General features: G+C 69.9%; 31 protein-coding genes and 1 pseudogene. 20 read left to right on the top strand and 12 right to left on the bottom strand.

The genetic code is table 11. The features are described from left to right. Positions 1 to 10: 10 nt before the first annotated feature. The 12 genes and pseudogenes from ABTZ58_RS00295 to ABTZ58_RS00240 all read right to left on the bottom strand — a co-directional run bounded on the left by ABTZ58_RS00295 (position 11) and on the right by ABTZ58_RS00240 (position 7,237). Positions 11 to 499, bottom strand: coding sequence for an SPDY domain-containing protein (locus ABTZ58_RS00295; protein ID WP_351348537.1), 489 nt, complete (start codon positions 497 to 499; stop codon positions 11 to 13). Between the two features lie 255 nt (positions 500 to 754). Beyond that, the gene (locus ABTZ58_RS00290; protein ID WP_351348534.1) at positions 755 to 1,246 is read right to left on the bottom strand and encodes a hypothetical protein; all 492 of its coding nucleotides are present in this window, start codon (positions 1,244 to 1,246) and stop codon (positions 755 to 757) included. An 18-nt stretch (positions 1,247 to 1,264) separates the two neighbouring features. Further along, the gene (locus ABTZ58_RS00285; protein ID WP_351348531.1) at positions 1,265 to 2,125 is read right to left on the bottom strand and encodes an SPDY domain-containing protein; all 861 of its coding nucleotides are present in this window, start codon (positions 2,123 to 2,125) and stop codon (positions 1,265 to 1,267) included. Positions 2,126 to 2,153: 28 nt separating this feature from the next. Beyond that, the gene (locus tag ABTZ58_RS00280) at positions 2,154 to 2,375 is read right to left on the bottom strand and encodes an HAD-IA family hydrolase (RefSeq protein ID WP_351348529.1); all 222 of its coding nucleotides are present in this window, start codon (positions 2,373 to 2,375) and stop codon (positions 2,154 to 2,156) included. A gap of 20 nt (positions 2,376 to 2,395) precedes the next feature. After that, a pseudogene (locus tag ABTZ58_RS00275) lies at positions 2,396 to 2,716 on the bottom strand (hypothetical protein); the annotation flags it as partial. Further along, a complete protein-coding gene (locus tag ABTZ58_RS00270) occupies positions 2,713 to 3,180 on the bottom strand; it encodes a hypothetical protein (RefSeq protein WP_479132021.1) in 468 nt (155 codons plus the stop codon). The pseudogene ABTZ58_RS00275 and the gene ABTZ58_RS00270, both read right to left, overlap by 4 nt. Before the next feature lie 105 nt (positions 3,181 to 3,285). Continuing rightward, the gene (locus tag ABTZ58_RS00265; protein ID WP_203349077.1) at positions 3,286 to 3,621 is read right to left on the bottom strand and encodes an SH3 domain-containing protein; all 336 of its coding nucleotides are present in this window, start codon (positions 3,619 to 3,621) and stop codon (positions 3,286 to 3,288) included. 152 nt (positions 3,622 to 3,773) lie between these two features. Further along, positions 3,774 to 4,520: a hypothetical protein gene (locus ABTZ58_RS00260; protein ID WP_351348526.1), complete on the bottom strand. Its 747-nt coding sequence runs from the start codon at positions 4,518 to 4,520 to the stop codon at positions 3,774 to 3,776. Between the two features lie 13 nt (positions 4,521 to 4,533). Continuing rightward, complete coding sequence (locus tag ABTZ58_RS00255; protein WP_351348523.1) at positions 4,534 to 5,229, bottom strand: hypothetical protein; 696 nt, start codon at positions 5,227 to 5,229, stop codon at positions 4,534 to 4,536. 16 nt (positions 5,230 to 5,245) lie between these two features. Then, positions 5,246 to 5,728 (bottom strand): hypothetical protein, encoded by a 483-nt coding sequence (locus ABTZ58_RS00250; protein WP_351348520.1) that lies wholly within the window; start codon positions 5,726 to 5,728, stop codon positions 5,246 to 5,248. Continuing rightward, positions 5,725 to 6,273: a DUF4913 domain-containing protein gene (locus ABTZ58_RS00245; RefSeq protein ID WP_058084157.1), complete on the bottom strand. Its 549-nt coding sequence runs from the start codon at positions 6,271 to 6,273 to the stop codon at positions 5,725 to 5,727. The genes ABTZ58_RS00250 and ABTZ58_RS00245 overlap by 4 nt, the downstream gene beginning before the upstream one ends. A gap of 208 nt (positions 6,274 to 6,481) precedes the next feature. Continuing rightward, positions 6,482 to 7,237: a DNA-methyltransferase gene (locus tag ABTZ58_RS00240; protein WP_058082975.1), complete on the bottom strand. Its 756-nt coding sequence runs from the start codon at positions 7,235 to 7,237 to the stop codon at positions 6,482 to 6,484. 519 nt (positions 7,238 to 7,756) lie between these two features. Between ABTZ58_RS00240 and ABTZ58_RS00235 the strand changes: the two genes are divergently transcribed. From ABTZ58_RS00235 to ABTZ58_RS00140, 20 genes are all read left to right on the top strand, one after another. After that, the gene (locus ABTZ58_RS00235) at positions 7,757 to 8,875 is read left to right on the top strand and encodes a C40 family peptidase (protein ID WP_351348516.1); all 1,119 of its coding nucleotides are present in this window, start codon (positions 7,757 to 7,759) and stop codon (positions 8,873 to 8,875) included. A gap of 93 nt (positions 8,876 to 8,968) precedes the next feature. After that, positions 8,969 to 9,286, top strand: coding sequence for a DUF6112 family protein (locus ABTZ58_RS00230; protein ID WP_351349559.1), 318 nt, complete (start codon positions 8,969 to 8,971; stop codon positions 9,284 to 9,286). Further along, positions 9,286 to 9,954 carry a hypothetical protein gene (locus ABTZ58_RS00225; protein ID WP_351348513.1) on the top strand — a complete coding sequence of 223 codons (669 nt, stop codon included), beginning with the start codon at positions 9,286 to 9,288 and terminating at the stop codon, positions 9,952 to 9,954. The genes ABTZ58_RS00230 and ABTZ58_RS00225 overlap by 1 nt, the downstream gene beginning before the upstream one ends. A gap of 15 nt (positions 9,955 to 9,969) precedes the next feature. After that, positions 9,970 to 11,376: an SCO6881 family protein gene (locus tag ABTZ58_RS00220; protein ID WP_351348510.1), complete on the top strand. Its 1,407-nt coding sequence runs from the start codon at positions 9,970 to 9,972 to the stop codon at positions 11,374 to 11,376. Positions 11,377 to 11,460: 84 nt separating this feature from the next. Continuing rightward, positions 11,461 to 12,933 carry an SCO6880 family protein gene (locus tag ABTZ58_RS00215; protein ID WP_351348507.1) on the top strand — a complete coding sequence of 491 codons (1,473 nt, stop codon included), beginning with the start codon at positions 11,461 to 11,463 and terminating at the stop codon, positions 12,931 to 12,933. 40 nt (positions 12,934 to 12,973) lie between these two features. Beyond that, positions 12,974 to 13,429 carry a DUF6238 family protein gene (locus ABTZ58_RS00210; RefSeq protein WP_351348504.1) on the top strand — a complete coding sequence of 152 codons (456 nt, stop codon included), beginning with the start codon at positions 12,974 to 12,976 and terminating at the stop codon, positions 13,427 to 13,429. A 28-nt stretch (positions 13,430 to 13,457) separates the two neighbouring features. Beyond that, positions 13,458 to 14,975 (top strand): VirB4 family type IV secretion system protein, encoded by a 1,518-nt coding sequence (locus ABTZ58_RS00205; RefSeq protein WP_351348502.1) that lies wholly within the window; start codon positions 13,458 to 13,460, stop codon positions 14,973 to 14,975. Positions 14,976 to 15,070: 95 nt separating this feature from the next. Further along, entirely contained in the window at positions 15,071 to 15,505 is a 435-nt protein-coding gene (locus tag ABTZ58_RS00200) for a hypothetical protein (protein ID WP_351348499.1), read from the top strand. Between the two features lie 568 nt (positions 15,506 to 16,073). Next, positions 16,074 to 16,322, top strand: coding sequence for a hypothetical protein (locus ABTZ58_RS00195; RefSeq protein ID WP_351348496.1), 249 nt, complete (start codon positions 16,074 to 16,076; stop codon positions 16,320 to 16,322). Between the two features lie 14 nt (positions 16,323 to 16,336). Further along, complete coding sequence (locus tag ABTZ58_RS00190) at positions 16,337 to 16,849, top strand: hypothetical protein (RefSeq protein ID WP_351348493.1); 513 nt, start codon at positions 16,337 to 16,339, stop codon at positions 16,847 to 16,849. After that, a complete protein-coding gene (locus ABTZ58_RS00185) occupies positions 16,850 to 17,929 on the top strand; it encodes a DUF8094 domain-containing protein (protein ID WP_502995991.1) in 1,080 nt (359 codons plus the stop codon). Between the two features lie 532 nt (positions 17,930 to 18,461). After that, positions 18,462 to 19,079 (top strand): hypothetical protein, encoded by a 618-nt coding sequence (locus tag ABTZ58_RS00180; protein ID WP_351348487.1) that lies wholly within the window; start codon positions 18,462 to 18,464, stop codon positions 19,077 to 19,079. A 44-nt stretch (positions 19,080 to 19,123) separates the two neighbouring features. Then, positions 19,124 to 19,861 (top strand): glycosyltransferase family 2 protein, encoded by a 738-nt coding sequence (locus tag ABTZ58_RS00175; protein ID WP_351349557.1) that lies wholly within the window; start codon positions 19,124 to 19,126, stop codon positions 19,859 to 19,861. After that, on the top strand, positions 19,854 to 20,432 hold the full coding sequence (locus ABTZ58_RS00170; RefSeq protein ID WP_351348484.1) for a hypothetical protein: 579 nt from the start codon (positions 19,854 to 19,856) through the stop codon (positions 20,430 to 20,432). The genes ABTZ58_RS00175 and ABTZ58_RS00170 overlap by 8 nt, the downstream gene beginning before the upstream one ends. Beyond that, complete coding sequence (locus tag ABTZ58_RS00165) at positions 20,399 to 20,962, top strand: hypothetical protein (protein WP_351348481.1); 564 nt, start codon at positions 20,399 to 20,401, stop codon at positions 20,960 to 20,962. The genes ABTZ58_RS00170 and ABTZ58_RS00165 overlap by 34 nt, the downstream gene beginning before the upstream one ends. A 32-nt stretch (positions 20,963 to 20,994) precedes the next feature. After that, positions 20,995 to 21,444, top strand: coding sequence for a hypothetical protein (locus tag ABTZ58_RS00160; RefSeq protein ID WP_351348478.1), 450 nt, complete (start codon positions 20,995 to 20,997; stop codon positions 21,442 to 21,444). Then, on the top strand, positions 21,441 to 21,785 hold the full coding sequence (locus ABTZ58_RS00155) for a hypothetical protein (RefSeq protein ID WP_345576827.1): 345 nt from the start codon (positions 21,441 to 21,443) through the stop codon (positions 21,783 to 21,785). Before ABTZ58_RS00160 ends, ABTZ58_RS00155 begins: the two co-directional genes overlap by 4 nt. A gap of 449 nt (positions 21,786 to 22,234) precedes the next feature. Then, positions 22,235 to 22,732: a hypothetical protein gene (locus tag ABTZ58_RS00150; protein ID WP_351348474.1), complete on the top strand. Its 498-nt coding sequence runs from the start codon at positions 22,235 to 22,237 to the stop codon at positions 22,730 to 22,732. A gap of 329 nt (positions 22,733 to 23,061) precedes the next feature. Then, the gene (locus ABTZ58_RS00145; protein WP_345576831.1) at positions 23,062 to 24,585 is read left to right on the top strand and encodes an ATP-dependent nuclease; all 1,524 of its coding nucleotides are present in this window, start codon (positions 23,062 to 23,064) and stop codon (positions 24,583 to 24,585) included. Continuing rightward, positions 24,582 to 25,436, top strand: a complete 855-nt coding sequence (locus ABTZ58_RS00140) for a hypothetical protein (protein ID WP_351348471.1) — start codon at positions 24,582 to 24,584, stop codon at positions 25,434 to 25,436. Before ABTZ58_RS00145 ends, ABTZ58_RS00140 begins: the two co-directional genes overlap by 4 nt. Positions 25,437 to 25,521: the final 85 nt, after the last annotated feature.

The raw sequence follows: 25,521 nt of genomic DNA, 5'->3' as shown, positions 1-25,521 counted from the left end.
GTTGTGGTCGCTATGGAGACGTGGTGGCGCGTGAAGAAGGGATGTCCTTCACGGTGCGCTCTAGCGGTTCGGTGGAGAGCAGGGAGGCGGTGAACGCTGCGACCAGCGCGACGCGGGTTGATGGTGAGAACTGCACGCGCCAGTCAGGGTTGGCCGGCAGGCCGCCCCAGATCCGCCAGGACGGCGCGAGGTCGGAGCTGGGGGTCCTGTCGTACTGGTGCTGCATCCCGCTCAGGGCGTCTGGGGCGAGGAAGGTCTGGGTGCCGTCGGTCTTGATCGTGTGCCTCCAGCCGTGGGCGAGCAGCGGGACGTACGCCTCCTGCGCTGACGTCTGGGACTGGAACAGATGATCTTTGTCGCTGTGTCGGCCTTCGAGGTACAGGTCGAGTAGTTCGCTGTGCACGTCGCCGAGCAGCTCGACCGGCGTGGTGGCGTCAGAGGTGATCTGCCAGGTGGCCGGGCCGAAGGGGTCGCGGTGTGCGGCGGTGATCCACTGCATGTGGCCCCGCCTGTTGGGGTCGGGGACGTAGCCGGTACGGAGCCGAAGGCACGGGCTGCACGCGACCGCCCCTTCCTCCTTTGAAGGCTGATGCAGGGACCAGTCGTCGTCGAAGGGGAAGGGCCAGATGGCTCGGAAGTCGACCGAGCCGGGACCCGCCAGGTGGCGGGGCAGAACGCGCACCGTCTGATCACGGTCGGGGTCTTCGAAGGGGTCGGGCAACAGAAAGGGATCCTGTCTGTGGGAATTTCGTGGTCAGCGGGCCCTCGCGGCGCTGCGTTGAGCCGCCGGCGACGGGACCGGCCGCGCCGTCCGGCCCGCGGCTCGGCTGAGGGCGGGTGCCGGCCACGTACCGGGGAACCACACAGCGCTGTACTGCTCGATCGCATCACGCAGGCCGTTTGTGTGGGCCCCTTCCCACGGCACCCAGTCGGGTCGGTCCTTGAACTCCTTGAACGTGCCGTAGCCCGAGTTGTGCGGCTGAAGGCCGCGCGTGGAGTCGCGGTGATCGAACGTCCCGTGATCGGCGAACCGCAGAACGGTGACGTCCAGTTGCCCGCAGTCCTGGTGGAGGGTAGCGAGGCGGAGGCCGGCGTACTCGTTGGCCCATTGGGTGGGGCTGAAGTCGATCCGCAGCCGCAGCGGTCCCCCGGGTACGGGGGTGGCGTAGTAGGTGTCGCCGACAACGGCACTGTCGGCGAAGGGCAAGTCGAGTTGGGCGAAGAACTCGGGGGCGTGCATGGCCATGTGGGTCTCCCGGTGGTGTCAGCGGTGTGGCCCGGCCAGCACGGGTCGGCTGGTGGTGCTCCAGCGCGGGACGCTGGCAGCGGGCCGGGCGGTCGGGCGGCGGGTGACGGCACGCTGGACATCGAGCGGGGTCGGAGCCGGCGGGCTCGGCGGGACGATGGAGGTGACCTGGCCCTTGCTCTTGACGTAGCTGTAGGTGTCCTCGCGCCAGCGAGGCAGCGGCGCCGGGTCGGAGACGCACTCGGTGACGGCCTTGAGCAGAGCCACGGGGGTGTCCGTGCTGGCAGTGGCGTACCAGTAGGGCCGGTCGATGGAGGTGCCGGCCCACAGCTGCCAGCGTGCCCCACGGGTGGTCAGCTCGGTTTCCGGGTCGAGGTCGCCGGTGGTGTATTCGAGCCCGGCCAGCTTGTCGGGTGACTGGACGGCGAAGACGCCCCAGCGGGGCCGGTCGATGAGCCAGCCCCGGTTGATGAGTGGTGCGACCGCGAGGAAGGGGTCATGGTCTTTGTCCCCCGAGAGGGGTCTGGCCAGGTAGCTGTCCGGCCCCTGCTGATATGCCTCGGCGAGCGCGGTGGTGAAGGCGGTGACGAACTCCGTCGGACAGGAGTCGTTGAAGCACACGCCCCAGACGGGCGGGCCGAAGGGGTCTTTGTAGGCGTTGATGCGCCACAGGCCGTCGTCCTCGCCCTCGGGGAGGTAGCCGAGGCGGACCTTGCTGTCGGGCGCGGTCAGGTAGGCGTTGCCGAGATCGTCGTGGCGGAGTTCCCAACCGAGGTTGCGCAGCGGGTCGAGGCCGGGATCGCCGATCGCGGTGGCGCGGGCAAGGTAGCGCGGGGAGACGTAGACGTCCCCGTCGATGGTGTCGTCGTGAGGTAGCACAGGATCCTGGACAGTGAGGTGGGGCGGTTCACGCCGTGGGGAGCAGTGCCGCTTCAAGGACGGCGGGCCGACCGGTGTAGTGCAGCGCGGTCAGCCCCAGGCTGCGAGCGGCCTGGCAGTTGTCGGCGCGGTCGTCTACGAACAACACGCGCTCCGGGTTGCGGGCGCCGGTGGCCGCAAGGGCATGGTGGTAGGCGGACGGGTCGGGCTTGCACGCCTCCAGCCGGGCCGAGTACAGGGCCTGGGTCATCAGCTGCTGCCAGTCGTGGGTGTCGAGAGGAGCTGATCGAGGGCGAAGCGGTAACCGTCGCGGGCATCGAGTGCCGCCTCGAGCCACTGCGCATCCGTCCGCAGGTCCTCGGCGGACAGTTCGCCCATGTCACGGTCCCCGGCCATCGCCGCGTGTACACGGTCACGGACCCGGGCGACCTGCTCCTCGGCCAGAGCCAGGAAGGAGCGCAGCTCCAGAGCCCGGCACAGCGCGGGGGAAGCGTCGGGACGAACCGCTGCCGTGTACAGGTCGCAGACCGGGACGCCGAAGACCTGGTGCAGCCGGTCGTCCGCGGAGCTGGGCTTGAGCCGGGCGCTCACCGCGCAAGGCTCCTTCCCTGCTGCTGGGTGGTCGCCGGCCTCGGCGGGGGGCTGGTGGTGACGGCCGGTCCCTGACGCCCGCGCAAGCGGGCCAGCCGCCGGGCGGCCAGATCCTGCTTGCCCCTGGCCTCCGGGTCGATTAGCCACCGCACAACCATGGCCCGCCCGTCGCGGGCGGTGACGGCAGCGTTGACGCGATGGGCCAACTCCATCGTCGGGTCGTCGACCTCACTGGGCTGGCCGTCCAGCGCGGCCACGAGGGTGTCCTCCGCACGCTCCAGCGCTGCCTGCGATTCGAGGAGAAGGCCGTGCCACTTGACCACGTCGGTGGCCTGCGAGTTGGCGGTCGGCGCAGCGGCGACGGCGGCTTTCAACTGATTCATGCTCATCCCGAAACGGATTTCGATCTGTTCGGTGAGCACGCCCACGACATCGTCTATCGCATCGAGTGGAGCGTCAGACACGAGAGACTCCTCTTGGTAGACACCGGGATCCTCTAACTGGCAGATCCGGGAGGGAATCGAACGCTCAAAAGCGCCGCTATACAGTCGAGTACTGGCGTGCGCGGCTTAGTCGAGGCACATGCGAACGTCGCGGTAGACGTAGGTGGCGGACACCCAGCCCTTCACACCCGTCGTTCGGTCCGTGATGTAGCGCCAGTTGCCGCTGGTCTTGTGGACGGTGAACTTATGCCCGCGGTACAGGATGCCCACGGCGGTGGACTTGGCCGACGCCTTGGAGCGGATGGTCACGGCCTTCGTGCCGATGACCCACGGACCGGGGTCGTTGCAGGACTGGGAGGTCAGGGCGCTGCTCGGGGCGGCCGTGGCGGTGGTCGCCGACGCGATCGGCAGGGCGAGGGCGCCGAGGATCGCAGCGGATACGGCAATGCGGGTTGCGCGCATGCGGAAAGAACCTCCATACGAGGGAAAAGGAATGCTGGGGAGTGCCGAACCCGGGGTGCTCCCGGCGGCCGTATAAGAGTCCGGAGAATCGCCGGTTTGGCCAACCGGCGATCATCGGCTATGTTTCGCCGCGCCGACGGGAAAACGGGGCTTCAGCGTGAGCGGCCAGAGGGCCGGGAGGACGCCGGTTTCGGCGCAGGAGCAGGGCGGGATGGCACCGGGCGGACCGGCGGCAGAGCCTTACTTACGCCACCGAGGCGGTCATCGCACCATTGCAAGGCTTCTTCGACCGAATCGAAGCCGCCCTCGCGCAGTGTGTGCGTTCCCGCTTCGATGTCGACGTCCTCGACTACGACGCGGAATGGGGAGGGGGCGCGCTCGTCCAGGGCCCGCAACACCGCGAGCGTGAGCCAGTCGTCCGGGTCGTCCTGGGTGTGGGACCAGCCGAGCGCGTAGTGGTCCCCGTCTCTCATGAGCCGTTGCTCCAGGGCCTGCGTCGCCTCGTCGGCCGGCGCTGTGCCCCGTTCGGGATCGAGCGTGAGGAACTCGGGCGGACAGCCGCGGCGGATCAGCCAGGACTGCGCCATCGAGGAAAGAGGCAACGTGGCCCGCTCGAAACTGAACGTGCGTCTCTCCAGGTCTCGTTGCAGGTGGAGAGCTACGTACTGCGGCACACCTGGGTGGTCCCAGGTGGCCGAGCCGTCGTACAGGACGTAGAAGCTGCGGGCGCCATCGGCGCTGTGGTGCTCGGCGAGGGAGACGAGCATGTCCTTGTGAACGCTGACGAGACGGAAGAATGCCGCGCTGATCTGCTCGTCGGCGTCAAGGTCGTCCACCCGGAAGCTCAGGGAAGGGGACAGGTCCCGGTCGGCGGGTGGGGATGGTTCGTGGGTGGGCATGCGGTCTTTCAGCTCAGCGTCGCTGTGCCGGTGCGGACGGCCATGCCCCTGGTCGCGCCGTGGGCAACGACGCTTGCGTTGTACGGCGGTTAGCGGTCAGCGCGGCACGGCCGGCGTCGGTCAGACTGACCGGCTGGCCGGCCTGGACGGGATGGCTGGTATCGAGGGCGACGAGACTGGCGGACTGGAGCCGCTGAAGCTCGGCGTAGGGGACGCGGGTGCCTGAGGCGGTGGTCACGGACAGCCGGCCGGTCAGGAGATGCTCGTAGAGCTTGGCGCCGCCGGCGATGGCCAGCAGCGCCGCTTGATCAGCCGCGGTGATCTGCGCCTCGCCGCCACGTTGTGCTGATCGCGCGGCGGCTTCGATCGGCTCCAGCGCGTCGGGCACCCGCCGCATGGCGGCGTCGCGGGATGCGGCGGCCTCCTCCAGCTGGTCCACGGTGCGGTCGATCCGCTCGAACAAAGCGGCATCGACGGGGAACTCCCCGGAGGACAGCCGGTGCAGGAGGGTGCGGTAGAACGTGACGCCGGTCTCGGCCTGGGCCAGTTCCCGATGTCGGTCGACCAGCTCGGTGCGCTCCTGGTCGAGGATGCCGCGGTCGCGGTGGGCCCACAGGGTGTCGACGTCGTGGCCGGTGGCTGCCTCGATGCGAGGGTCGAGCGGGGACACAGCGCGGCGGGCAGCCGTGGGCGCCGGATCAGGGGGCATAGGCGGTTCCTTGTGGTCAGCGAGTGTGAAGCGGGGAGGGGCTCTGCGCGGGGCGGGGCAGGCCCGGCATGGCGGACGGCAGCGGTGCCGGCCTGGGTACGGGACCGCGGGTGACCAGCTGCGGGGAACGGGCGCGTGCCGCGTGGGTGCGGGCGCTGAGCGGTCGGCGGGTCATTCCCAGGCGGCGGCCGACCTCGTCGTAGACGTCGTTGCCCGGCCGCGGCCGTACGGCGACCACGTGGATCTCCCGCCGGTGCGCCGACGACTCGGGCGCCGGGCGGATGCCGTAGACGACCCGCCAGTCCTTGCGAGCGTCCACGAACAGCTTGCGGTAGCCCTCCAGGTCACCAGTCAGGCGGAGCCCGAAGCGCTCGGCGTTCACCACTTCCTGCAGATAGGCGAGGGTGAGATCGCGGATGTCGGATGGCGCCTGGAGCAGGTCGTTCAGGGCACGGGGATCGAAGCTCAGGCCGAAAGCCGGCTGCTGCCCCTCGCTCATGCCGTCAGCCCGTACTCCCCAGGCCCGGACGCCTCCGCCGCGGCGGACTCCTTCTCCGCGCGGGCCGAGGGGGGCGGTCCGGGAAGGAGACGGTGCGCGGGACGGTCCGGGGAGGTCATGCAGGCGGACAGGGGGCCGCCAGGTGCACGGATCGCGGCCATGGCGTGGGTGAGGAAGTCGCGGTGCCAGACAAACATGCCGGCCAGGCCCGCCTCGGGGTCCTTGTGCTGCTGGTAGGCCAGCCACAGGGCGTGCAGCCAGGCGACGACGTCGCTGTGCTCCTGCCATTGCAGGCACCAGGGCGCCGCCGTGGTGACCTCCGCCCCGTAGATCGGCAAGAGGAAGTCGTCGACCCAGTCCGACAGGGCGTCGAGTTCGTCCTCGTACGCCTCGCCCTCCAGCTCCAGGATGGGACGAGGCTCCGGCGCAGCCGGTGCCGGGGATCCACCGAACCCCGGCATGCCGAACGCCGCAAACGGCGAAGCTGCGGGCGGAGCGGAGGCGAGGTGATCCAACTGCCGGGCCTGTTCTGCGGTTTGTTCCATCAGCCGACGGACACTGGCTTCGATCCCCTCCAGCTGCGTGTCCGGGATCCGCACCGGCTCCAGTTCTCCGTCAGCCGGGGGGTCGATGGATTCGGACATGAGAGAAGTAACCTCCTGAGTGCCGCGGAAATGGGGACAGGAACTATCCGGCAGTGCACCGACCGAATGCGGCGGTCGACACGGATTCGTATGTGGCGGGGCGGTGGAGTCAGGCGGTGAGGACCACGTCCTCCTGGCCGAGGGTCTGACGGATCGTTTTCGTCAGCCGGTCGGCGGCGATGGACGCGTAGTGTTCGGTCTTCTCCACGCCGATGAAGTCCCGGCCTTCGAGCAGGGCGGCCACGCCGGTGGATCCGGAGCCAGCGCAGAAATCGAGGACTGTGCCGCCGGGCGCACAGATCTTGACCAACTCGCGCATGACCTCGACGGGCTTTTGCGTGATGTGCTGCCGCTGGGAGCCCGACGGCTGTGAAGCGGAGTACATGCCCGGCAGGTAGACCGGGTTGCGGGAGCCGTCGATGGCGCCCTTCGACGCCCACACGATGAACTCGCAGTTCTGGGTGAAGCGTCCCTTCTGGGGTCTGGCCTGGGGCTTGTGCCAGGCCAGGACGCCGCGCCACAGCCAGCCGGCCGCCTGGATCGCGTCCGTCGTGATGGGCAGCTGGCGCCAGTCGGTGAACAGCAGCGCCGCACCGCCGGTCTTGGTGAGGCGGTGGGCCTCCGTCATGATCTGCGTCAGCCAGAACCCGTAAGAGCGCTGGTCCATGTTCTCGCCGGTGAAGTCGGCCAGGCTGTGCTTGGCGTCGGCGGAGGTGTACTTCTGCTTGGCGGAGCGGCTGGTGCGCTCCTTCGCCGTGCGCCCACCGGAGTTGTACGGCGGGTCAGTGATGACGGCGTCGACGCAGTCGTCCGGGAGCTTGGACAGGACGCTCAGCGCGTCGCCCTGGTGCAGGGAAAAAGGCAAAGAGGAACCCCGATTCGGGTGGGAGTACGTGCGTGGAATGCCCGTCGCGTCGGCAAGCCCCATTGGCCGGAAAACGGGCATGAGCAGGCCCATGACCATGGTCTGGGGAGGGCGAGGGGGAGTTCAAAAACTGTAGCCGTGATTCGGCCGATGACCAAGAAGTGCGCTGCTGAGGGGCCGGATTCCGGCACCTCGCGCCGACTTTTTGGTCAACGGCCGATCTGGGCCTACTGTTTTTGGACCGCCCGGCGCACACCGCCGCTGGCCCACTCCCCCTCTGGCTCGTGGAGGTTCACGCTGCCCCCGCACACCTACCTCACCTGTCGGCCACGCTCGGCGAGCGGCTACTCGCCTGTGGCCGGCCACTCCTGATTCCGCCCACCCCGGTCTGCTGCGCTCCCTTTCCCGCGTTCCCTGCGCTCGCGCGGCGTGCCGGACACCGCACCCGAAGGACCCCTGCATGACGTCTCGTTATCCGCCCCTGCCCGAAACCGGTGATCTGCGCGTGGGCACCACAGGTTGAAGGGGCTCGCCGCCGGCATCGGCGTCGTCTTCCTCTCCCCTCTCCTTCTCGGCGGCGGCGCCGTGATGATGGCCACCTCCAGCGAAGCCGCCCAGAGCACCACCTCATCGCTCGACTGCCTCTCCGACGTGGACACCAGCAAGATCGCTGATCAGGTCACCAAGATCCTCGACGGTGCAGACGCCTCCAAGGTGCACATCAAGGACCTGGACCTGCCCGGCGAGCAGATCCCGAACGCACAGACCATCGTCGCCACCGGCATCAGCCTCGGCGTTCCCAAGCGCGGTCAGATCGTGGCGCTGGCCACCGCGATGCAGGAGAGCCGGCTGCGCAATCTAGGCGGCGGCGACCGTGACTCTCTCGGCCTGTTCCAGCAGCGGCCCAGCCAGGGCTGGGGCACCGCCGCGCAGATCCACGATCCCGTCTACGCGTCCGAGCAGTTCTACAAGGCGTTGCTGAAGGTCCACGGCTGGCAGCAGATGACCGTCACCCAGGCCGCCCAAGCAGTGCAGCGCTCCGGTTATCCGGACGCTTACGCACAGTGGGAACCGCTGGCGACCACGCTGCAGAAGGCGATTGCCGCCACCTTCCCCGACTCCGGGGAGAAGGACGCCGGCAAGACCGACGACAAGCCCGCCCCCGCGACCGGCTGCGACACCGCCGACGGCACGTCCTACGGGCCCATCCCCGAGGGCGCCGTTCCCAAGGGATACAAGATCCCCAAGGGCACCGACCCGCGAGCCCGCAAGGCGATCGTCTGGGCGATGCAGCAGCTCGGCACGATGTACCAGTGGGGCGGATCCTGCACCAACCCCCACGGCCCGGACGCCATGGCCCGCTGCGACTGCAGCTCCCTGATGCAGCAGGCGTACGCCCACGCCGGCATCACCCTCACCCGCACCACCTACACCCAGGTCGGCGAGGGCAAGGCCGTCTCACCGAAGGCCCTCAAGCCCGGTGACCTGCTCTTCAGCCGTGGCACCGCGGCCCGGCCCGAGCATGTCGGCATGTACATCGGCGAGGGCTTGGTCATCGAAGCCCCCCGGACCGGCAAGCCCGTACGGATCACGCCGCTCAAGGACTGGGCCGTCCTCGCCGCCCGCCGCGTCATCTGACGCCGGCCTCTCTCCCGCCGCTCGGCACACCCCCTCTTTCTGAAATGCCCCTCCCGCCAGGGCCTTCGGGCCTGCCCACGCAAGGAGCCCTCCATACCCGCGTCACCCCTCGCTGCCCGTGCCGTCCAACTCGCCTACGATCCCGGCATCTCCCCCAAAGGCGGCGGCCTTCCGGGCCTGACCGTCCTGAAGAACGTCGTCAACAGCATCAACATGTTCGCGATCATCGCGGTCGTCGGCGCCCTGGCCGTCAGCCTCGCGGTCTGGGCGTGGGGCCACCACACCGGTGGCCACCAGGCCGAGGCCAACGGCAAGAAGGGCGCCACCGTCGCCGCCGGCGCAGCCCTCGGGCTCGGCGCCGCGAACGGCATCGTGGCCTTCTTCTCCGGTCTGGGGTCGCAGGTCCACTGATGCTCAAACGCCTCCCCGGATACAGCCTCGGCTGGGCCCCGAATCGCCGCATCATCGCCATTGCGGTCGGCCTGGCCTGCCTGCTCGCCCTGGCTGCCGCGGCGGCCATCTTCTCCGGCCACGGCAACCGCACCCACGCTGCCCCGCCCGTCCCGGCGCCGGTGCACGGCTCCGCTTCCCCGACGGACCAGCCTTCCTCCGCCAGTGGCCCGGTGGCCGGGCCGCCGAGGATTTCCGATCCGGTGGAGTTCGCCAAAGCCGCCGCGAAGATGCTCTGGTCCTACGACACCCGCACCACCAGCCAGGCCCAGCAGCTGACCGGCATGGAGGCGTGGATGACGAAGGAGAGCGAGTACGGCGACTGGGCGTCGGTCTCGGCGCAGATACCGGACCCGGTGCTGTGGTCTCGGATGGCGGACCAGAAGCAGCACGCCACCGCGACCATCAGCGAAGGCCACTACCCGGCCGCCTTCAAACAGGCCCTGTCCGAGGACCCTGCCGCGATCACCAAGGCGTACATCTACGCAGTCACCGTCACCGGCCAGCAGACGATCACCTGGACCAAGGGCGGCGGGGGTGCGGAGGACCGCTCGATGACCCTCGCTGTGCAGTGCCGCCCCTCCGCCGACTGCTCGCTCGTCGCCATCGCCCCGCGCGTCGCGCCCTGACCGAAAGGAGTCCTCATGGGGTTTTGTGATCTCCCCGTCGCGGACAAGGTCTGCGCGGTCGGCGAGGCCATCGACTTCGCCTCCGACCCGGGCAAGTACATCGGCGACTGGATGGCGAAAAGCGCCGGCGAACTCGCCGCGTCCGCAGCCGACCTGGCGTCCAAGGCCGTCGACGCCACCACCCGCGTCGACCTGAACGCGGGATGGTTCCGCGACAACTACGAGACGATCCTGCCCATCGGCCTGGTCATGCTCGTGGCCACCTTCTGCGCGCAGCTGGTCCGTGCCGCGATCCGCCGCGACGGCCAGGCCCTGACCCAGGCGTTCACCGGCACCGCCTCCGGCGTGATCTTCGCGTTCGCCGCGATCGCCCTGACCACCGTCGCGATCGAAGTCACCGACGCCCTCTCCGCCGGCCTCTTCCAGGCCGCGCACACGGACATAGCCTCCGCGGTCCGCCGCATGGTCAAGGTGGCATCCCTGCCAGGACTTGCCGGGCTCGGCTGGCTCGTCGCCGTCTTCGCCGGCATCGGAGCCGCCATCGGCGCCTTCCTGTACTGGTGCGTGATGATGGTCCGCAAGGTCGGCATCCTGGTCATGGTCACCCTCGCCGTGTTCGCCGGAGCTGGCGGCGGCTGGGAAGTCGCCCGCCGCTGGCGCAAGGGCTGGATCGAGGCCACCGCCACCCTCGTCGTCTCCAAGCTGCTGATGACGATCGTCTTCGTCCTCGGCATCGCCGCCATGGGCAAGACCGACGCCAAGGACGGCCTGGCCGCCCTCGCGGACGTCCTCGCCGGCATCGTCGTCATGATCCTGGTGCTGCTGTGCCCCTACGCCACCTTCAAGTTCGTGCACTGGGCGGCCGAGGGATCCGACGGAGAGACGTTGCACCGTGCCGGCGGAGCGGGCGCGCAGCTGGCCAGGCAGCACGCCGAGCGCGCGGGCCGGAAGGCCGCGGCGATGGCGGCCACCGCTGGAACCGGCGGTGCCGCGGCCGGAGCCGCAGCAGCTCCGCAGGGCCCGGACACCGTGCCCGGCCAAGACGGGTTCCCCGGCGACATCGCCTCCCACTCGTCCGGCAACGGACAGGACACTGCCCAAGGCGGTGCCTCCGATGGCCCGTCGGGCGGCAGTTCCGCCAAGTCCGGTCTGGAGCAGGCCGTCCAGCCGCCGCCGACCCACGTCGCCGACGACACCAGCGGCCAGATGGGCGGCAGCCCTACCAGCGCAGGCACCCCCGGTGCGAGCGGATTCGGCCAAGGTGCCGCAGCCGCCGGCCACAGCGGCGGATGGCAGTCCGCGCCGTCGGCCACGACTCCGCCGCCACAGGGCGCCCCGCCCGCCGCGGGCACACAGACCGCTGGCACGACCTCCGCGCCTAACGGTGCGGCCTCACAGCCGCCGCCCGCGACCGGTCTCTGATCTCCTGCCCGATGCCCGATCCCTGGGGGCGGGAAGGCTCACGGTCCTTCCCGCCCCCGGGCCCTCGCTCCAGGAGCAGCCTCCTTGTCCGACCTCGCCGTATCCCCGGCCACCGTCAAGTTCCCGCACCGCAGCCGCCGAGGCATCCTGCTCGGCCTCACCCTCCACCAGCTCGTCCTCGCCTCTGCCGCGCTGGCTCTGCTCCTGGTCACGGTCCTGACCACCGGGCTGCTGGGCGCCATCACCCTGACTCCGCTGTGGGCGGCGGTGGCCGTTGTGGTCGCCGTTCGCCGGCAGGGACGCTCGCTGATCGACTGGGCGCCGATCGTCGCGCGCTTCGCCTGGCGCCGCCACAGCGGACAGACCCTGTGGCTGGCCCGGCCCGTCACCCGGCCCCGCCAGGACGGCATCCTTCATCTGCCCGGCACGGCGGCCTCTCTCAAGGTCGTCACCCCCGGCGACTCCGTCAATGGGGCCGCCGCCGTGCACGACCCGCACCATCAGACACTCACCGCTGTCGCCCGCGTCAGCAGCCGTGCCTTCGCCCTGCTCGACCCGGCCACGCAGAACCACAACGTCATCGGCTGGGGGCGTGCGCTGGCGGGCACCGCCCGCACCGGGCACGTCGCCACCGTGCAGGTCCTGGAACGCACGGTCCCCGACTCCGGTGACACCCTGGCCCGGCACTGGGCCCAGCACGGCCGGCCCGAAGCACCGGTCGCAGGACAGGTGTACGCAGACCTGGTCGCCTCCGCCGGACCGGCCGCCGCCCCGCACGAGACCTACTTGGCGATCTCCCTCGACCTCAAGGCCGCCAAGCGCCTCATCTCCCAGGCCGGCGGCGGACTGCCCGGCGCGTTCACCGTCATGGAACAGACCACCGCCTCGATCGCCCAGGCCGCCCGGAACGCCGGACTGATGATCACCGGGTGGCTGTCCGCGCGGGAGATCGCCGCCGTCGTGCGCACCGCCTACGACCCCAAGGCCCTCGCCGCGCTCCAGCAGTGGTCCCCGACCGGCCGCGCGGAAGCCGACCCGGCTGCCGCCGGCCCCGTCGTCCAGGTCGAGGAGTACGACCGCATCGCCACCGACTCCGCCCGCCACGCCACCTACTGGGTGGAGAACTGGCCGCGCACCGAGATGGGCGCAGGCTTCCTGCACGGCCTGATGTTCACCGCCGGCGTGCGCCGCACCCTCTCCCTCACCTACGTCCCACAGCGGCTCGAGTCCGCGCTGCGCGACGTCCAGCGAAAGAAGGCCGCGATCATCGCCGACGCCTCCGAACGCGCCCGGCGCGGGCAGGTCGACAGCGAGGAGGACTCCATCGAGTACGCCGACGTCAAAATCCGCGAGCGCCAGCTGATCGCCGGGCACGCCGACGTCGCCCTGACCGGCCTGATCACCGTCACCGCCGACACCGACGCCGCCCTCGACGCCGCCTGCGCCCAGATCGAGACCGCCGCCGTCACCGGAGGCGTCGACCTGCGCAGGCTCTGGTATCAGCAGCCCGACGCCTTCGCCGTCGCGGCACTCCCCCTCGCTCGCACCACCCTCTAAACGCCACCGCTCCCGCCTCCACGGCGGCAAGGACCCCCGATTGCCCCAGCCCCGCTCCAGCGAGACCGACTCCCACCCCTACCTGCGGGCCGCCACCGCAGGCATCCGCCATCACAGGCGTGTCTTGAGCGGCTCTGTGCCCGCGATCCTCCCGGACCGGGGGCACCTCGACACCCTCCACGCCCACCTCACAGAACTCCACTGGCTCCTCGACCAGTTGGCCGACGCGGCACGGCCCCCGCATCCCGCAGCTGGCCGACACCTTGCTGCGGCGCGCACCCGGCTGTGGCAGGCCACCACCGACATCCACGCGGCCTTCCACCTTCTGCCGGCCACGTCCGCGGACTCCACCGAGTGCCAGCCCGGACAGCTCCCGGAAGGGCCTCCCTTCCTGACCATCTGCCAGCGCCACCTCGCCGCCGGGCACATCGTCCGCCGCAAGACCACCCCCACCGACCTGCACCACGCACCGCACACCACCTCGTGCGTGCGCTGAGCACCATCCGCCGAATAGAGGGCCCCCGATGAACCACCGGCCCGCCCGCCGCGCCCGCCGCGCCTCCGCCAGCCCGCTGTTCACCCCGCACGGCACCGACCGCGCCGCCCGGCGCGCCGCCCGCAGGCAGCTCGCCGAAGCCGCCGCAAAGGCACGCGCCGAGACAGCCACCCACCCGGCCACAGGCCCGGCACCGGACGAGCACGCCGCGCCTGCACCCGTCTATCCGCCCGGCGGGCGCCCCGGACGGGCGTCCGCCCGAGGAAAGCGGCTGAAGCTGCCTGCCCACCGCATGACCACCGCCATCGCGGCGGGCGCCTATCCCTTCCTCGCCGAAGGGGGGCTCGGCGCGGAGGGCATCTACATCGGACGCGACGTCCACGCCGAAGCATCCTTCGTGTTCGACCCGTTCGCGCTGTACGGCAAGGTGGAGGGCTTCACCAACCCGAACGTGCTGCTGGCTGGCGTGATCGGCCAGGGCAAGAGCGCGCTCGCGAAGTCGTTCGCTCTGCGTTCCATCGCCTTCGGCTACCGCGTGTACGTCCCCTGCGACCCCAAGGGGGAGTGGACCCCGGTCGCCCAGGCTTTGGGCGGCACCTCCGTCGCCCTCGGCCCCGGCTTGCCCGGCCGCCTCAATCCCCTGGACGCGGCCCCGCGCCCGGACAGCATCACCGAGGCCGACTGGGAGGGCGAGATCCGCAAAAGGCGCCTGCTCCTGCTCGGGTCCCTGGCCCGGACCGTCCTGGGCAGGGACCTGCTGCCCATGGAGCACACCGCGCTCGACGTCGCCCTCGACGCCGCAGTCAACCGTGCGGCCGGCACCGGCCGCACACCGCTGCTCGGCGACGTCGCCTCCGCCCTCAACAACCCGGCCCAGCTCGACGAGGCCGCCGGGACGATGTCCGGCCACCTCGGCGAGGCCGCCCGCGACCTCGCCCACGCCATGCGCCGCCTCGTCCACGGCGATCTCGCCGGCATGTTCGACGCGCCCTCCACCGTCCGCTTCGACCCGCGTGCGCCGATGCTGACCATCGACCTGTCCCGGCTCGGCGGATCGGGCGACGACACCGCCCTCGTCCTCGCCATGACCTGCGCCTCCGCCTGGATGGAGTCCGCCCTGACCGACCCGCACGGGGGCCGGCGCTGGATCGTCTACGACGAGGCATGGCGCCTGATGCGCCACGTCGGCCTGCTGCAGCGCATGCAGGCCCAGTGGAAGCTCTCCCGCGGACTCGGCATCGCCAACCTCATGGTCATCCACAGGCTCAGCGACCTGCTCACCGCCGGCGACGCCGGATCACAGGGCCGGGCACTCGCCGAGGGCCTCCTCGCCGACTGCTCCACCCGCATCATCTACCGGCAGGAAACCGACCAGCTCCACGCCGCCGCCTCCCTGCTCGGCCTGACCTCCGTCGAAGTCGACGCCATCGCCCACCTCAACCGCGGCCGTGGCCTGTGGAAGGTCGCCGGCAGGTCCTTCATCGTCCAACACCTGCTACACAGTGGCGAGTTGGCATTGTTCGACACCGACGCCCGCATGCACTGACCCTGGACGGCCTCGCCCACCGCACCGGAGACTCCTTGTCGCCACGCCCCTCCACACAGTCCGACGGCCCCGCTCCACCCTGCGACCTTTATCGCATGGCCCGCCGCGACGCCGAGACCTTCCTGGCCCACCACCCGCTGCCGGACCAGCCCACCCCTCTACCGGACCTGACGCCGTACCTCCAGGCGCTCCCCGCGGCCAAGACACCTGCCGAGGTCAGCGCCATCACCCACCAGCTGGTCGCCGCCACCGCACCCGTCCTCGACCACATCGCCAGCCACTTCATCGCCGTAGCCCTCTGGGCCGGCACCGAGCACCGGCACACGCCCCAGTCGGTGCGCCTGCTGCGCGAAGCGGCCCTGAGCATCCGAACCGCCCTGGCCAAGGTGGCCCAAGCCGACCTGGAGAACCTGCGCGCCCACTACGCGCCACCGACAGCAAACGCAGAACCGACACGCGCGACCGCGCCCACGGCCACCACCTCGCCGGGCCCCACCGCCCCACGGCACACGCCCGGGTCCCGCCGCTGACGTTGCCGCCCTGGCCGCCCCCTTCCGCCCCCAGGAGGAGCCACCTGTCATCACAGACTCACAGCGCTTTCGCCACCGAACTCGCGGCGCACCTCCCTGGGCAGTGGCACCGCCGGTACACCGGATTCCCACCGCCCCAGGACCAGCCGCATGTCGCAGACCAGGTCTGGGACTGCGGGCCGACCCACTCGGCCCTGCTCGACTGGGACCCGCCGACCGCCTTCCTCGACGGGCCAGCCGGCGAACAGCTCTGCGTGATACCGCGCCCCCGCTACCCCGCCAGTACCTGGTAGCGCCGCTACGGCCCGACGGGTTCAAGCCGCACCATTTCCGCGGGAGGGACGAGCCGAACGGCATCGCCGTCCCCGACGATCCGGTCCGTGCCGCCGCCCAGGTCGTCCGCCGTGTCCTGCCCCGCTACGCCGAAGCCCTGAACGCGGTCCGGCGCAACGCCCTCCATCAGCCGGAGCCACCGCACCGGCCCGCCGCGCCTGAGGTCACCAAGTCGCTCACGCTGATCTGGTACCCCGACGGCGTGGTGGGCGCCCCGTCCGCCAGCGTGCCCGCCGTGGCCCGCACCGTGCTGTACGCCTGCTACTTCCAGTACAGCCCGCACGAGGCGGCGTTCGTCCTCCCCGCCTCCTACAGCACCGAGGCACGCGCCCTGCTGCTGCAGAGCGCGGTCCGGCAGCTCACCGTTCAAGGCATCGGCGTCAACTTCCGGCATGCCGCCCCCATCCCATCCGTTCCGCCCCGCACGGCAGCACCGGCCCTGGGCGCACCGCCCGGCGCGAGGCAGCCGACCGCCCGGCGGTAGAACCGGACCTCCCTGTGCGCACACCGTCGCTGTCCGATCCCGACCAGCGGATGCTGCTGCACGACGTGGCCGACCGGATCAACACCGTCGCCGACCAGCTCCCGCTTCCTGACCAGGTCCAACCGGGCCCCGGACTCGGCGAGATTCTGGACGATGAGGTACGGCACCTGGCCCGGCTGCTGGGCTACCTGGCCGGCGAGAGCGCCTTCCGCCACCGAGCCGCTGCTCGTCATCCGGACCAGGCCACGCCGTCCCAACGCCGCGCCGCCCTCGCCCTCGGAGCCGCACTCGCTGCTCTGGGCGGTGCCGTCCACTGCCTTGGCGTCCTCGCCGATCTCAGCCACCAAGATCCTGGCCGCGCCGGCAACTGGACCGTGGACACCGCGCACCAGCAACTCGTGGAACGCCTTGCCGAGAGCCGCGCGCATCTCGCCCGTGCCGCCAAGTCCCTGCGCACTGCCGCGGACGCCCGATCGATACGGCCAGCCCCGTCACCGCCGACGCCCGCGCCAGCCCGCACCCGCTGAATCACGATCCCCCGGAGTTTCCTCATTCCCCTGCACACTTCTGTCCGCCGCACCACACTCCTGCTCACCGCCGCTGCTGTCGCGCTGACCGCGTCCGCGTGCTCCACCTCCAGCAGCACCCACGACAGCACCACGGGCGCCCCGCACCGCACCGCGCAGCCCACGCCGACCGCTGAGCCGGCGCTCGCGAAGCAGGAGGCTCTGGCCCAGATCGCCCACTACTCAAAGATCAACAACACGGCCAACGCCACCGGCGACACCAAGCTCCTCGACACCGTCGAGGACGGACCGCTGTACGCGATGTCGTCCGCCGACCTCAAGGAGGAGGCGGCCCTGCCGAGGTCGGACCGCGAGCCGTACCGGCCGTGGGCGTACGACCTCGACGCAACGGATGTCTACATCCCGCGCATCACGCCAGGGCAACAGCGGTGGTTCGCCGCCGTGACCCGCTCCGGCAGCAGGAAGCAGTACGCCCGCGTGCTGGTCCTGGCCGAGAACACGAAGGCCAAGCGCTGGGAGATGGTCGCGGCCGTCGACCTCGACGACCCCGAGCATCTGCCGAACATCATCCTCGACAAGGACGGCTACGCCACCGCGGTCGACGCCTCCTCCGCCTCGCTCGCCGCGCCGGTCGGCGTGCTGCGGACGGCCATCGCGGACAACTTCGCCACCGGAGGCGAGAAGACGGGGAAGAAGGTCTTCACCCCGACCGAGGCGTCCCGGCGGCAGACCAAGGTCCACGACCAGACGACCCGCAAGTTCGGCACACGCGGCACCACCCGCTTCTCCTCGGCCGATACGGAGTTCCCTGATGCGTACGCGCTGAAGACGGCTACCGGTGCACTCGTGATCTTCTCCCACACGCACACGCAGCACGACGCCGTGGCCGCCCCGGGGCTTCAGATCGTGCCGGACAAGCTCGACCGCGCCTGGCTCAACGCACCGGCCCCTGCCTTCACCTACACCTTTACCTGCTCCGACGTCGCTGGTGTCCCGGCCACGCCGAAGCCCTCCAGCCTGCTGGGCTACGGCTGCCGCCGGACGGACGCCAAGCCCACTGTCCCCGACTTCTCTCTCTAGGAGCCGGCCCTGCGAGATCCCGACTTCGATCTGTACGACAACGTCGGCCGAGACGGCGACCAGATCGCCGCCGCCCGCTACGGCATCGCCACGGACAACGACCTGCTGCGGTGGGCCCGGCGGGACGCCGAGCCGTTCCTGGCCCAGCACCCACTGCCCGAGCAGCCGCTGCCGGCGCCCGACCTCGGCCCCTATCTCCATGCCCTTGCCGCCGCCGAGACCCCCGCGCAGGCCAGTGCGGTCACCCAGCGCCTGCTGGATGCCACCGCACCCGTGCTCGAAGCGGTGAGTGAGTACCTTGTGGCTGCAGCCCGGTGGCGGGGCCAGAACCGCGGAGCGGAGCTGGGCTCACCGCCCAAGATGCTGATGAGGGCGGCCAGCGACAGCCTGTCGGCGCTGGCCCTCGGCCATCAAGCGGATCTGGCGATCCTGCGCGCCGAGTACGACCCGACACCGCCGCCCACTCCCAGCCCGTTCCCGGGCCGCGCTGGGCCCGGCCTCCCGCCCGCGCCGCCCGGCGCACCGCCCACCGGTGCGGCCCCGGGTCGCTGATCACAACCTCTGGAGGCTCCTTCTGTCGACCCGTTCCTTCATCGCCCGCCCCACCACCAGTGGCTATGACGGCATTTACGTCCAGCTCGACGGCCAGCCGAGCACGAAGCTGCCCCTGCTCCTCGCCGCCTTCCAGTACCGCTTCGAAGGCGACGTCGAAGCCATGGTCCAACACCTCGTCGACGGCGTGGCCGTCTGCTGGGACGAGCTGGGCACCAACCTCCTTGCCGGCGCGCCACCACAGGTATTCACGGCGCTGACCGGCGGCGAGCAGTGGCCCAGCCGCACCTTCGACCACCTCATCACCCCGGACGGATCCCCACCAGTCCGTATGACGGTCACGGAACGAACCGCCGCCGACCAGGACGTGCAGTGGGGCTATGTCCTGCGCTCCGAGGGCATCGAAGTGATCAGCGTGCCCCACGCCGACGCCGGTCCGGTCATCGGCTGGGACACCGATCCCCGCACCCTCTTCAGCGACCATCCGGCTGACTGGCCAGCGCCCACGCCCTCGCCGCTCGCCACCTCCACGCGCACGGTCCCGCGGACCGCTCGGGCCGCGGTCTCGCCACGGCCCCGCACGGCCGCACGCCGCTAACCCACCCGCCCCCGCACACCGGAGACCTCGCCCTGTCCACCCCCCTGATCACGGTCGTCATCGCCACCCGCCTGCGCGAGGACCGCCTCGGCTTCCTGACCGCCATGCACCGCAGTCTCTGTCGGCAGACCGTGCCCTGGGAGGCCGTCCTCGCCCTCGACGGCGTCGGCGCCGACCGTCTGCCGGCAGCGCTCGCCAGCGATCCGCGCGTACGCACCCTGACAGTGCCGCGGCCCGTCGGCGCCGCCTGCGCCCGAAACCTCGCCCTCAATCTCGTCCGCACTCCGTACGTGAACTGGGCGGACGACGACGACCTGTTCCCAGACCACGCAATGGCCGCCCGGCTCGGCGCCCTGGAGCAGGCGGGGGTGGGCTGGTGCGCCGGGTGGAGCGAGGACCTCCACCCCGACGGCAGCACCACGCTCTGGCGGTGCCCCGCGCCGCCCGGCCGGCACCAGGCGGGGGATGTATGGACGTACTGGCGCTCACCGGCCGACACCATTCCGATCGGACCGACCACGATCCTGGCCCGCACCGAGCTGGTGCGCGCGGCCCCGATGGGCGGCCTCGTCCAGGGCGAGGACTACATGACGGCCGTCAGCATCACCAGCCTCGCTCCCGGGATCCTGCTGCCACTGCCGGTCTACCGCTACCGCAAGCACACCGGGCAGATGACCGCCCAGCCGGGATACGACCAGCTGGAGAGCGCCGCCCGCGAGCACGCCTGGCAGTACGGCCGCAGCCTGCGCTCGCTCCTGCACCGTGAGGCCCTGCGTGGCTGACGCACAGATCACGCTCACCTACAGCCGGAATGTCGGCGTCGTCGCCATTGCGACCGGCGAGCAGTACAAGTCCGCGGAAAGCGCGTTGAACGATGCCGGTTTTCGCCGGGGCGAGGCCGGGGTGTACCAGCTGACCTACACGGACGAGGCGGCAGTCAGAGCCACCCTGGCCCACTCGGCCGAGCGTGCCGAGGCGCGGGGGATACAGGTGACGGCCAGCAGCCGGCGCTTCATCGGTGACACCGCCCAGGACATCGCCCGTTGCTTGCCCGGCCAGTGGGACACCCGGGTCGAGATCTACTCCCACCCGGTGTGGCAGGAAGACCTCGTGGCCTACCTGTGGGACTGCGGCGAACTCGCCCGCGTCGTACAGACCGACCGAATCCCCTACGCCGCCACTCTCACCGACCCCATCTCCGGCACCACCTTGCTTCTCGTCGAACACCCCGGTCATCAACTGAGCTACCTCGTCGGCGCTTCGTACCAGAGCCGTTCGGTGAGGGGTTCGACGATCCGCACGCTCCCCGCAGCATCACCGTGCCACCGTTCCCCGGCCGCGCCGCGCAGGTGATCATCCAGCGCTACCTGCCCGCCTACGACCGCGCCGTCCACGAGCGCCGGATCGCGCACGTGGCCGAGGCCCTCGACCTCATCCAGTCGGAGTGGGGCTCCTGGAATGAGTTGCCTGCCGCCCCCCAGCCCGGCGGCGCCGTTCGCGTCGAACCCCCGGTGTTCACCACGGCCGTCGGCGAGTTCCTGGAAAGCGCGTGGCGGGAGTTCCTCACCGTCCTGGACCACGCCCCGGCGCTACTCGACCAGTGCCGTCCAGCGACCAGCGCGTGGCCGCAGGACGCCGAGGTGCTCGACCAGCTCGCCGTCGCGCTCCTCACCACGCTGCAGGTTCGCGAGGACCTGAACAGCGGCGTTCCGCTGTCTCGCGCCGAGCACCGAGCACAGACCCGGCCGGCCATCGAGACCTGGCTCGCCCACAGCCAGCAGTTTCTGCGCCAGGCCCGCGCTGCCTCCCCTCGCCCACGCCCCACTGTTGCCCTTCCCCAGCCGCCCCACCGGCTCACGCCCGGCCAGGCACGCCATCGCTGACCGGCACCCGATTCCTAAGGAGACCCACCTACTTGGACCCTGGTACTCACTTCGCCTTCGGCACTCATCCCCAGCACGGCTTCGTCGCCTCCTTCACCGCCACGATGCCCGCGCACCTGGCCCACTGGTTCCTCACCCGCGAGCAGTTCGAGCCCACCCCCGATCGTCCCGGGCTTTACCGCCTCACCGAGCCCGACCGTGAGGGTCCGCGCCGCACCCGCCAGGCCGTCCGCGATCTGCGGGCCCAGGGCTACTCGGTGTCCGCCGACATGGGCCTCGATCCGGACGCACCGGCCGCCGCACCGCGCCCGGTACGGCGCCACGATGTCTCGGATCGTCGCGCCCGCATCGCACAGGCCGCGGCCATGCGCTCCCCCCAACGCCGTGCGGCGCCGACCACCACCGCACCGGCCACGCGAGCCATCCCACCGAAGCCCACCTACGCTCCGACCGTTCACCTGTCGGCTGGACGCTCCCGATGACACCCTGCGGTGAGACGATCCGCATCACCCGCGGGCGGGGTGGCGAGGTCGAGGTCACCGGCACCATCGACGCGTTCGCGCGGGACATCCTGCTCCGAGCCGGGTTCCTCTTCCTGCCGGCCCTGCGCGGGCACTGGATACGGCTGCCGTTCGACCTCGGCCAGGGCTGGGAGAACGAGCACGCGGCCTGGGCAGCAGACATGCTCACCGCCGCCCGCTACCCGGTGCACCTCGACCCCGGTCTTCGCCCTCACCCACCCGGCCAGGAGGCGCCGGCCGCGCCCTCACGGCCGCCGGCCATGACTGCCGATGCACCGCCCAGCAGGCCGCCCCGCCGCTGAAACCTTCCGATGCAGGAGCTGCTCCAAGAGGTCATCGAGGCCCGCACCGCCGGCGAGGTCTCCGAGGCCCTGCTCACCGCCGCAGCAAGGCTACGAAGCCGGTCCCTTGGTCCGGTTGGAGCGCCTCCTTGATACGGCGGGCCGCTTCTCTTACAGCTGGACACCGTCCGCCGGCAGCAGTTCGACGCCATTGGCTGGCAACTCACGTTCCTCACCCGCGAGGTGCACGACGCGGCCAAGGATCTCGCCGCCACGGTCGGCGTGCTGCCGCCATACCGCACCCCGCTACCACCGCGGATGCGGCCCCGCCCCGCCCTGAGCACCACACCTCCCCCAGCGCCGCCCCGTAGCACGGCCGTCACCCGCCGAGCGTAGGACCGCCTGCGGATTCGGCGGGCTGGCCCCTTTTCACCTTCACTCACACACGACCCGTTCAAGGAGATCGATCTATGGCTGTCCATACGAAGTGGACCGTCGAGCACGCCTGCGGCCACGAAATCGTCCATGACTTGTCCGACCGCGCCGCCGACCGGCGGGCCGGGTTCGCCCGCTGGCTCGGCGAACGGGACTGCACCGACTGCTGGAAGGCCACCCGCGGCAAGGACACTGCCTCCAAGGAAGAGTGGCTTGCCGTCAAGCGGGCCGAGGAACAGCGGGCCGCCGCCGAGTGGGCCACCAAGTTCGGCATGCCCCCGTTGGAAGGGCCGGAACGCGCCGTGGACTGGGGTGAACGCTCCCGCCACCAGCTCATGACTGCAGCCCACACCACGCTCGTTGTCGAAGGCACCTGGGACGAGGCCGATTGGGCAGATCTGGAGGAGAAAGCCCGTACGGTCACACGGGCCGGGTGGTGGATCGATCAGCGCGACGCTGACGGTACTGACCTGCCCGAACTCCTCGACGCCGCCACCGAGCATGACCGTGGTACCGAGAACCCGTTTCGCTAGGAACTGACCGCGCCGAAGTAGTGAGCAGGGGACCTCGCGCGACCCGCCCGGTACTCGCCATCCATGATGATGGGGAACTGCCTTGTGCGTTTGATCCACACGCCATGACCGGCCTCATGGTCCGACGCCTCACCAACGAGACCACCATCTCCTGGCGCAACCCGACTCCAGACGTCAAACGTCGCATAAGTGATGAAACACCAGGAAGAAACGACCCTTTATTTGCCGACCGGGTGGGCAGCACGTCGTCCGACTCAGGGTTTCTGTAGCTGGTCGCGGTCTTTGGATTACAGTGTGATCAAGGGCGAGCTGGGGGATGAGGGGGCGTCATGCAGTTCGTGGTGGTGGAAGGGCCACGGGATCTACCTGCGGAGTTCGACGGCGCCTTTCTGGTGCCGGACAACTGGAACGACTACGGCTTCGTGACGCTATACAAGTTGCGCATCAAGCGTCGCGGGAGTGTTTCGCAGACCGTTGGCGGTGTCCGTATCGGGCACGTTGAGATGGGGTCAGGTGGCCGTGGTGAGTTCAACGCCACGGAGAGTCGGCTGCCACGCCGATTCACTGCTCTCGACGAGGACTTCTTTAGCCTGGGCGTCGATGACCGGTACTACGAGGCGCTCAGCACGCTGACTGATGGCGAGAGAGTCAGCGTGCTGACTGCCCTGCGAGACATCGCATACGACTACAGCGACGACGTTGTGGACCGTGTGCGGGATCTGCGGGTTTTCAGAGACTCCCTAATGCGGGACGTCCGCCATCCTCGAGCGGAACTGGAGCGCCTGCACCTAATCGCTCGAGGCCGAGAGCGGGTCGTCACCTTCGAGTGGGACTATACGCCTCCCCGACCTCCCGATGCTGGCCATGAACCGCCCAAGTTGCAGTTCCGTGCCATCCCGGCGTCACTGCCGCCGAGCAACGTACACGCACTGATCGGCCGCAACGGAGTGGGCAAGACCAGCATGATGCGTGCGATGGCTGCCGGGGTAGCCTCGGGAAGTATCGAGGTCAGACAGCTCACGACGTCCCGATCTGCCCAGGTCACACCGAACGTGGTGCTGGTGTCCTTCAGCGCCTTCGATGAACTACTTCACCACCAGGACGCGCCTGCGGGGTTCGCGTACATCGGGCTGCGGGACGGCAGTGATCCGCAGCGCCTGAAGACGGGTGAGGACCTGTCCGAGGAATTCGCCAGCAGTCTTGCCACGGCCCGTATCGGTGCCCGGCGCAGCCGCTGGGAACAGATCATGGCTACGCTCCGGTATCCGGAGTCCGGCTTTCTGGACGACTACGAAGGCGACCTCGAAGCGCTGTTGTCCGAGGGATCTGACCGCCGGTTCGAAGCCGCCGCGAAGCAGCTCTTTGAGCCGATGAGCTCTGGCCACAAGATCGCTTTGCTGACCTTGACACGGCTAGTCCATGAGGTGACCGAGCGCACGGTTGTCTTCGTGGACGAGCCCGAAGCCCACCTTCAGCCACCCCTGCTCTCGGCGTTCATCCGCGCCCTGTCGGACTTCCTGTCCGACGTCAACGGGATGGCGGTCGTGGCTACGCACTCACCGGTCGTCCTGCAGGAGGTACCGCGGTCGTGCGTCTACACGCTGCGCCGCTACGGCGACGTGGTGAAAGCGGAGCGGCCCCAGATGGAGACCTACGGGGAGAACGTCAGCGCACTCACGCACGAGGCATTCGGCCTGGAGTCCGCCGCCACCGGCTTTTACGCGGCCTTGGCCAGGGAGGTTGACGCGGGGCGGAGCTACGAGGACATTGTGGCGGACTTCGAGTCCCTGGGCAGCGAAGCCCGCGGTCTGCTGCGTGTCCTCACCCTCCGCCGGGAGGGAAGCACCTCATGATTCCGATCGACCCTCCGGCCATGACGGTGAAAGACACACTGACCGCCGCCTGCAGACGCCTGCAGGACCCCGTCCTGAAGAAGCGGCTCCTGGCCCGCGAAGGAGACCTGTCCGCAGCCGAGAAGAAGTACACCTACTTCGCCGAGCAGGACCGGCTCTACGCACTTGCCATCTACGAGCGCGACGCCGAGAAGAAGACACCGGACCGTGACGGGGTACATCTGAAGACCCTCTACAGTGCAGGGCTGGTGGGGCGTCGCGACGGGAGAAGGAAGTACGACGAGCTCAAGGCCCGCGCACCGTTCGGGCGCTGCCTCCTGTGCGGCAACAGTGAGATCGGTTCGCTCGATCACCACCTGCCCAAGGAGGCACTGCCGCTGTACGCAATTTGTCCGGTCAACCTGGTGCCGGCCTGCGGCAAGTGCAACCAGATGAAAGGCGATCGGATCGGCATCACCGCTGGCCAGCGCACCCTGCATCCCTACTACGACCGCCCCGGCGAAACTGGCCGGTATCTCGTTGCGGACATCACGGGCTGGCCCGTGCAGTTCCACATCCAGGCCCTGCCCAACTGGGACGCTGAGCTCCGTGCCCGCGTGGAGTACCACTTCGACACATTCCAACTGGCTGACCGCTATGCCGAGTTCAGTGTGTCCGTGGTGACTGCGGACCAGTGGCTGCACCGGCAGATACGAAGCGAAGGAGGCATACCCGCCCTGACCGATCACCTATATGAGGCCGCTAAGCAGCACGCCCGTACACATGGGCCAAACGCCTGGGATACAGCCCTGCGCTACGGGCTAGCCAGCAGTGATTGGTACCTCCACCACGGCGTCGATGAAGCCCCTTAAGAGGTCGCTTTTCTCGGTGTTTCATCACTGCATGTGACGTTTGGCCTGTGGTGTCGGGTCGGGCCAAGAGATGGTGTCCGCTCCA

Origin of the sequence: Streptomyces sp. NPDC094143 (assembly GCF_040303825.1) — a bacterium.
Lineage (GTDB): Bacteria > Actinomycetota > Actinomycetes > Streptomycetales > Streptomycetaceae > Streptomyces.
This window is presented reverse-complemented; position numbering and strand designations above follow the sequence as displayed.

What these genes read in the sequence shown, in the direction of transcription:
- ABTZ58_RS00295 (WP_351348537.1), bottom strand. Translation starts at nt 499, where the DNA reads ATGCAGTGGATCACCGCCGCACACCGCGACCCCTTCGGCCCGGCCACC.
- ABTZ58_RS00290 (WP_351348534.1), bottom strand. Translation starts at nt 1,246, where the DNA reads ATGGCCATGCACGCCCCCGAGTTCTTCGCCCAACTCGACTTGCCCTTC.
- ABTZ58_RS00280 (WP_351348529.1), bottom strand. Translation starts at nt 2,375, where the DNA reads ATGACCCAGGCCCTGTACTCGGCCCGGCTGGAGGCGTGCAAGCCCGAC.
- ABTZ58_RS00265 (WP_203349077.1), bottom strand. Translation starts at nt 3,621, where the DNA reads ATGCGCGCAACCCGCATTGCCGTATCCGCTGCGATCCTCGGCGCCCTC.
- ABTZ58_RS00260 (WP_351348526.1), bottom strand. Translation starts at nt 4,520, where the DNA reads ATGCCCACCCACGAACCATCCCCACCCGCCGACCGGGACCTGTCCCCT.
- ABTZ58_RS00255 (WP_351348523.1), bottom strand. Translation starts at nt 5,229, where the DNA reads ATGCCCCCTGATCCGGCGCCCACGGCTGCCCGCCGCGCTGTGTCCCCG.
- ABTZ58_RS00250 (WP_351348520.1), bottom strand. Translation starts at nt 5,728, where the DNA reads ATGAGCGAGGGGCAGCAGCCGGCTTTCGGCCTGAGCTTCGATCCCCGT.
- ABTZ58_RS00245 (WP_058084157.1), bottom strand. Translation starts at nt 6,273, where the DNA reads ATGGAACAAACCGCAGAACAGGCCCGGCAGTTGGATCACCTCGCCTCC.
- ABTZ58_RS00225 (WP_351348513.1), top strand. Translation starts at nt 9,286, where the DNA reads ATGCTCAAACGCCTCCCCGGATACAGCCTCGGCTGGGCCCCGAATCGC.
- ABTZ58_RS00220 (WP_351348510.1), top strand. Translation starts at nt 9,970, where the DNA reads ATGGGGTTTTGTGATCTCCCCGTCGCGGACAAGGTCTGCGCGGTCGGC.
- ABTZ58_RS00205 (WP_351348502.1), top strand. Translation starts at nt 13,458, where the DNA reads ATGAACCACCGGCCCGCCCGCCGCGCCCGCCGCGCCTCCGCCAGCCCG.
- ABTZ58_RS00200 (WP_351348499.1), top strand. Translation starts at nt 15,071, where the DNA reads ATGGCCCGCCGCGACGCCGAGACCTTCCTGGCCCACCACCCGCTGCCG.
- ABTZ58_RS00155 (WP_345576827.1), top strand. Translation starts at nt 21,441, where the DNA reads ATGACACCCTGCGGTGAGACGATCCGCATCACCCGCGGGCGGGGTGGC.
- ABTZ58_RS00150 (WP_351348474.1), top strand. Translation starts at nt 22,235, where the DNA reads ATGGCTGTCCATACGAAGTGGACCGTCGAGCACGCCTGCGGCCACGAA.
- ABTZ58_RS00145 (WP_345576831.1), top strand. Translation starts at nt 23,062, where the DNA reads ATGCAGTTCGTGGTGGTGGAAGGGCCACGGGATCTACCTGCGGAGTTC.
- ABTZ58_RS00140 (WP_351348471.1), top strand. Translation starts at nt 24,582, where the DNA reads ATGATTCCGATCGACCCTCCGGCCATGACGGTGAAAGACACACTGACC.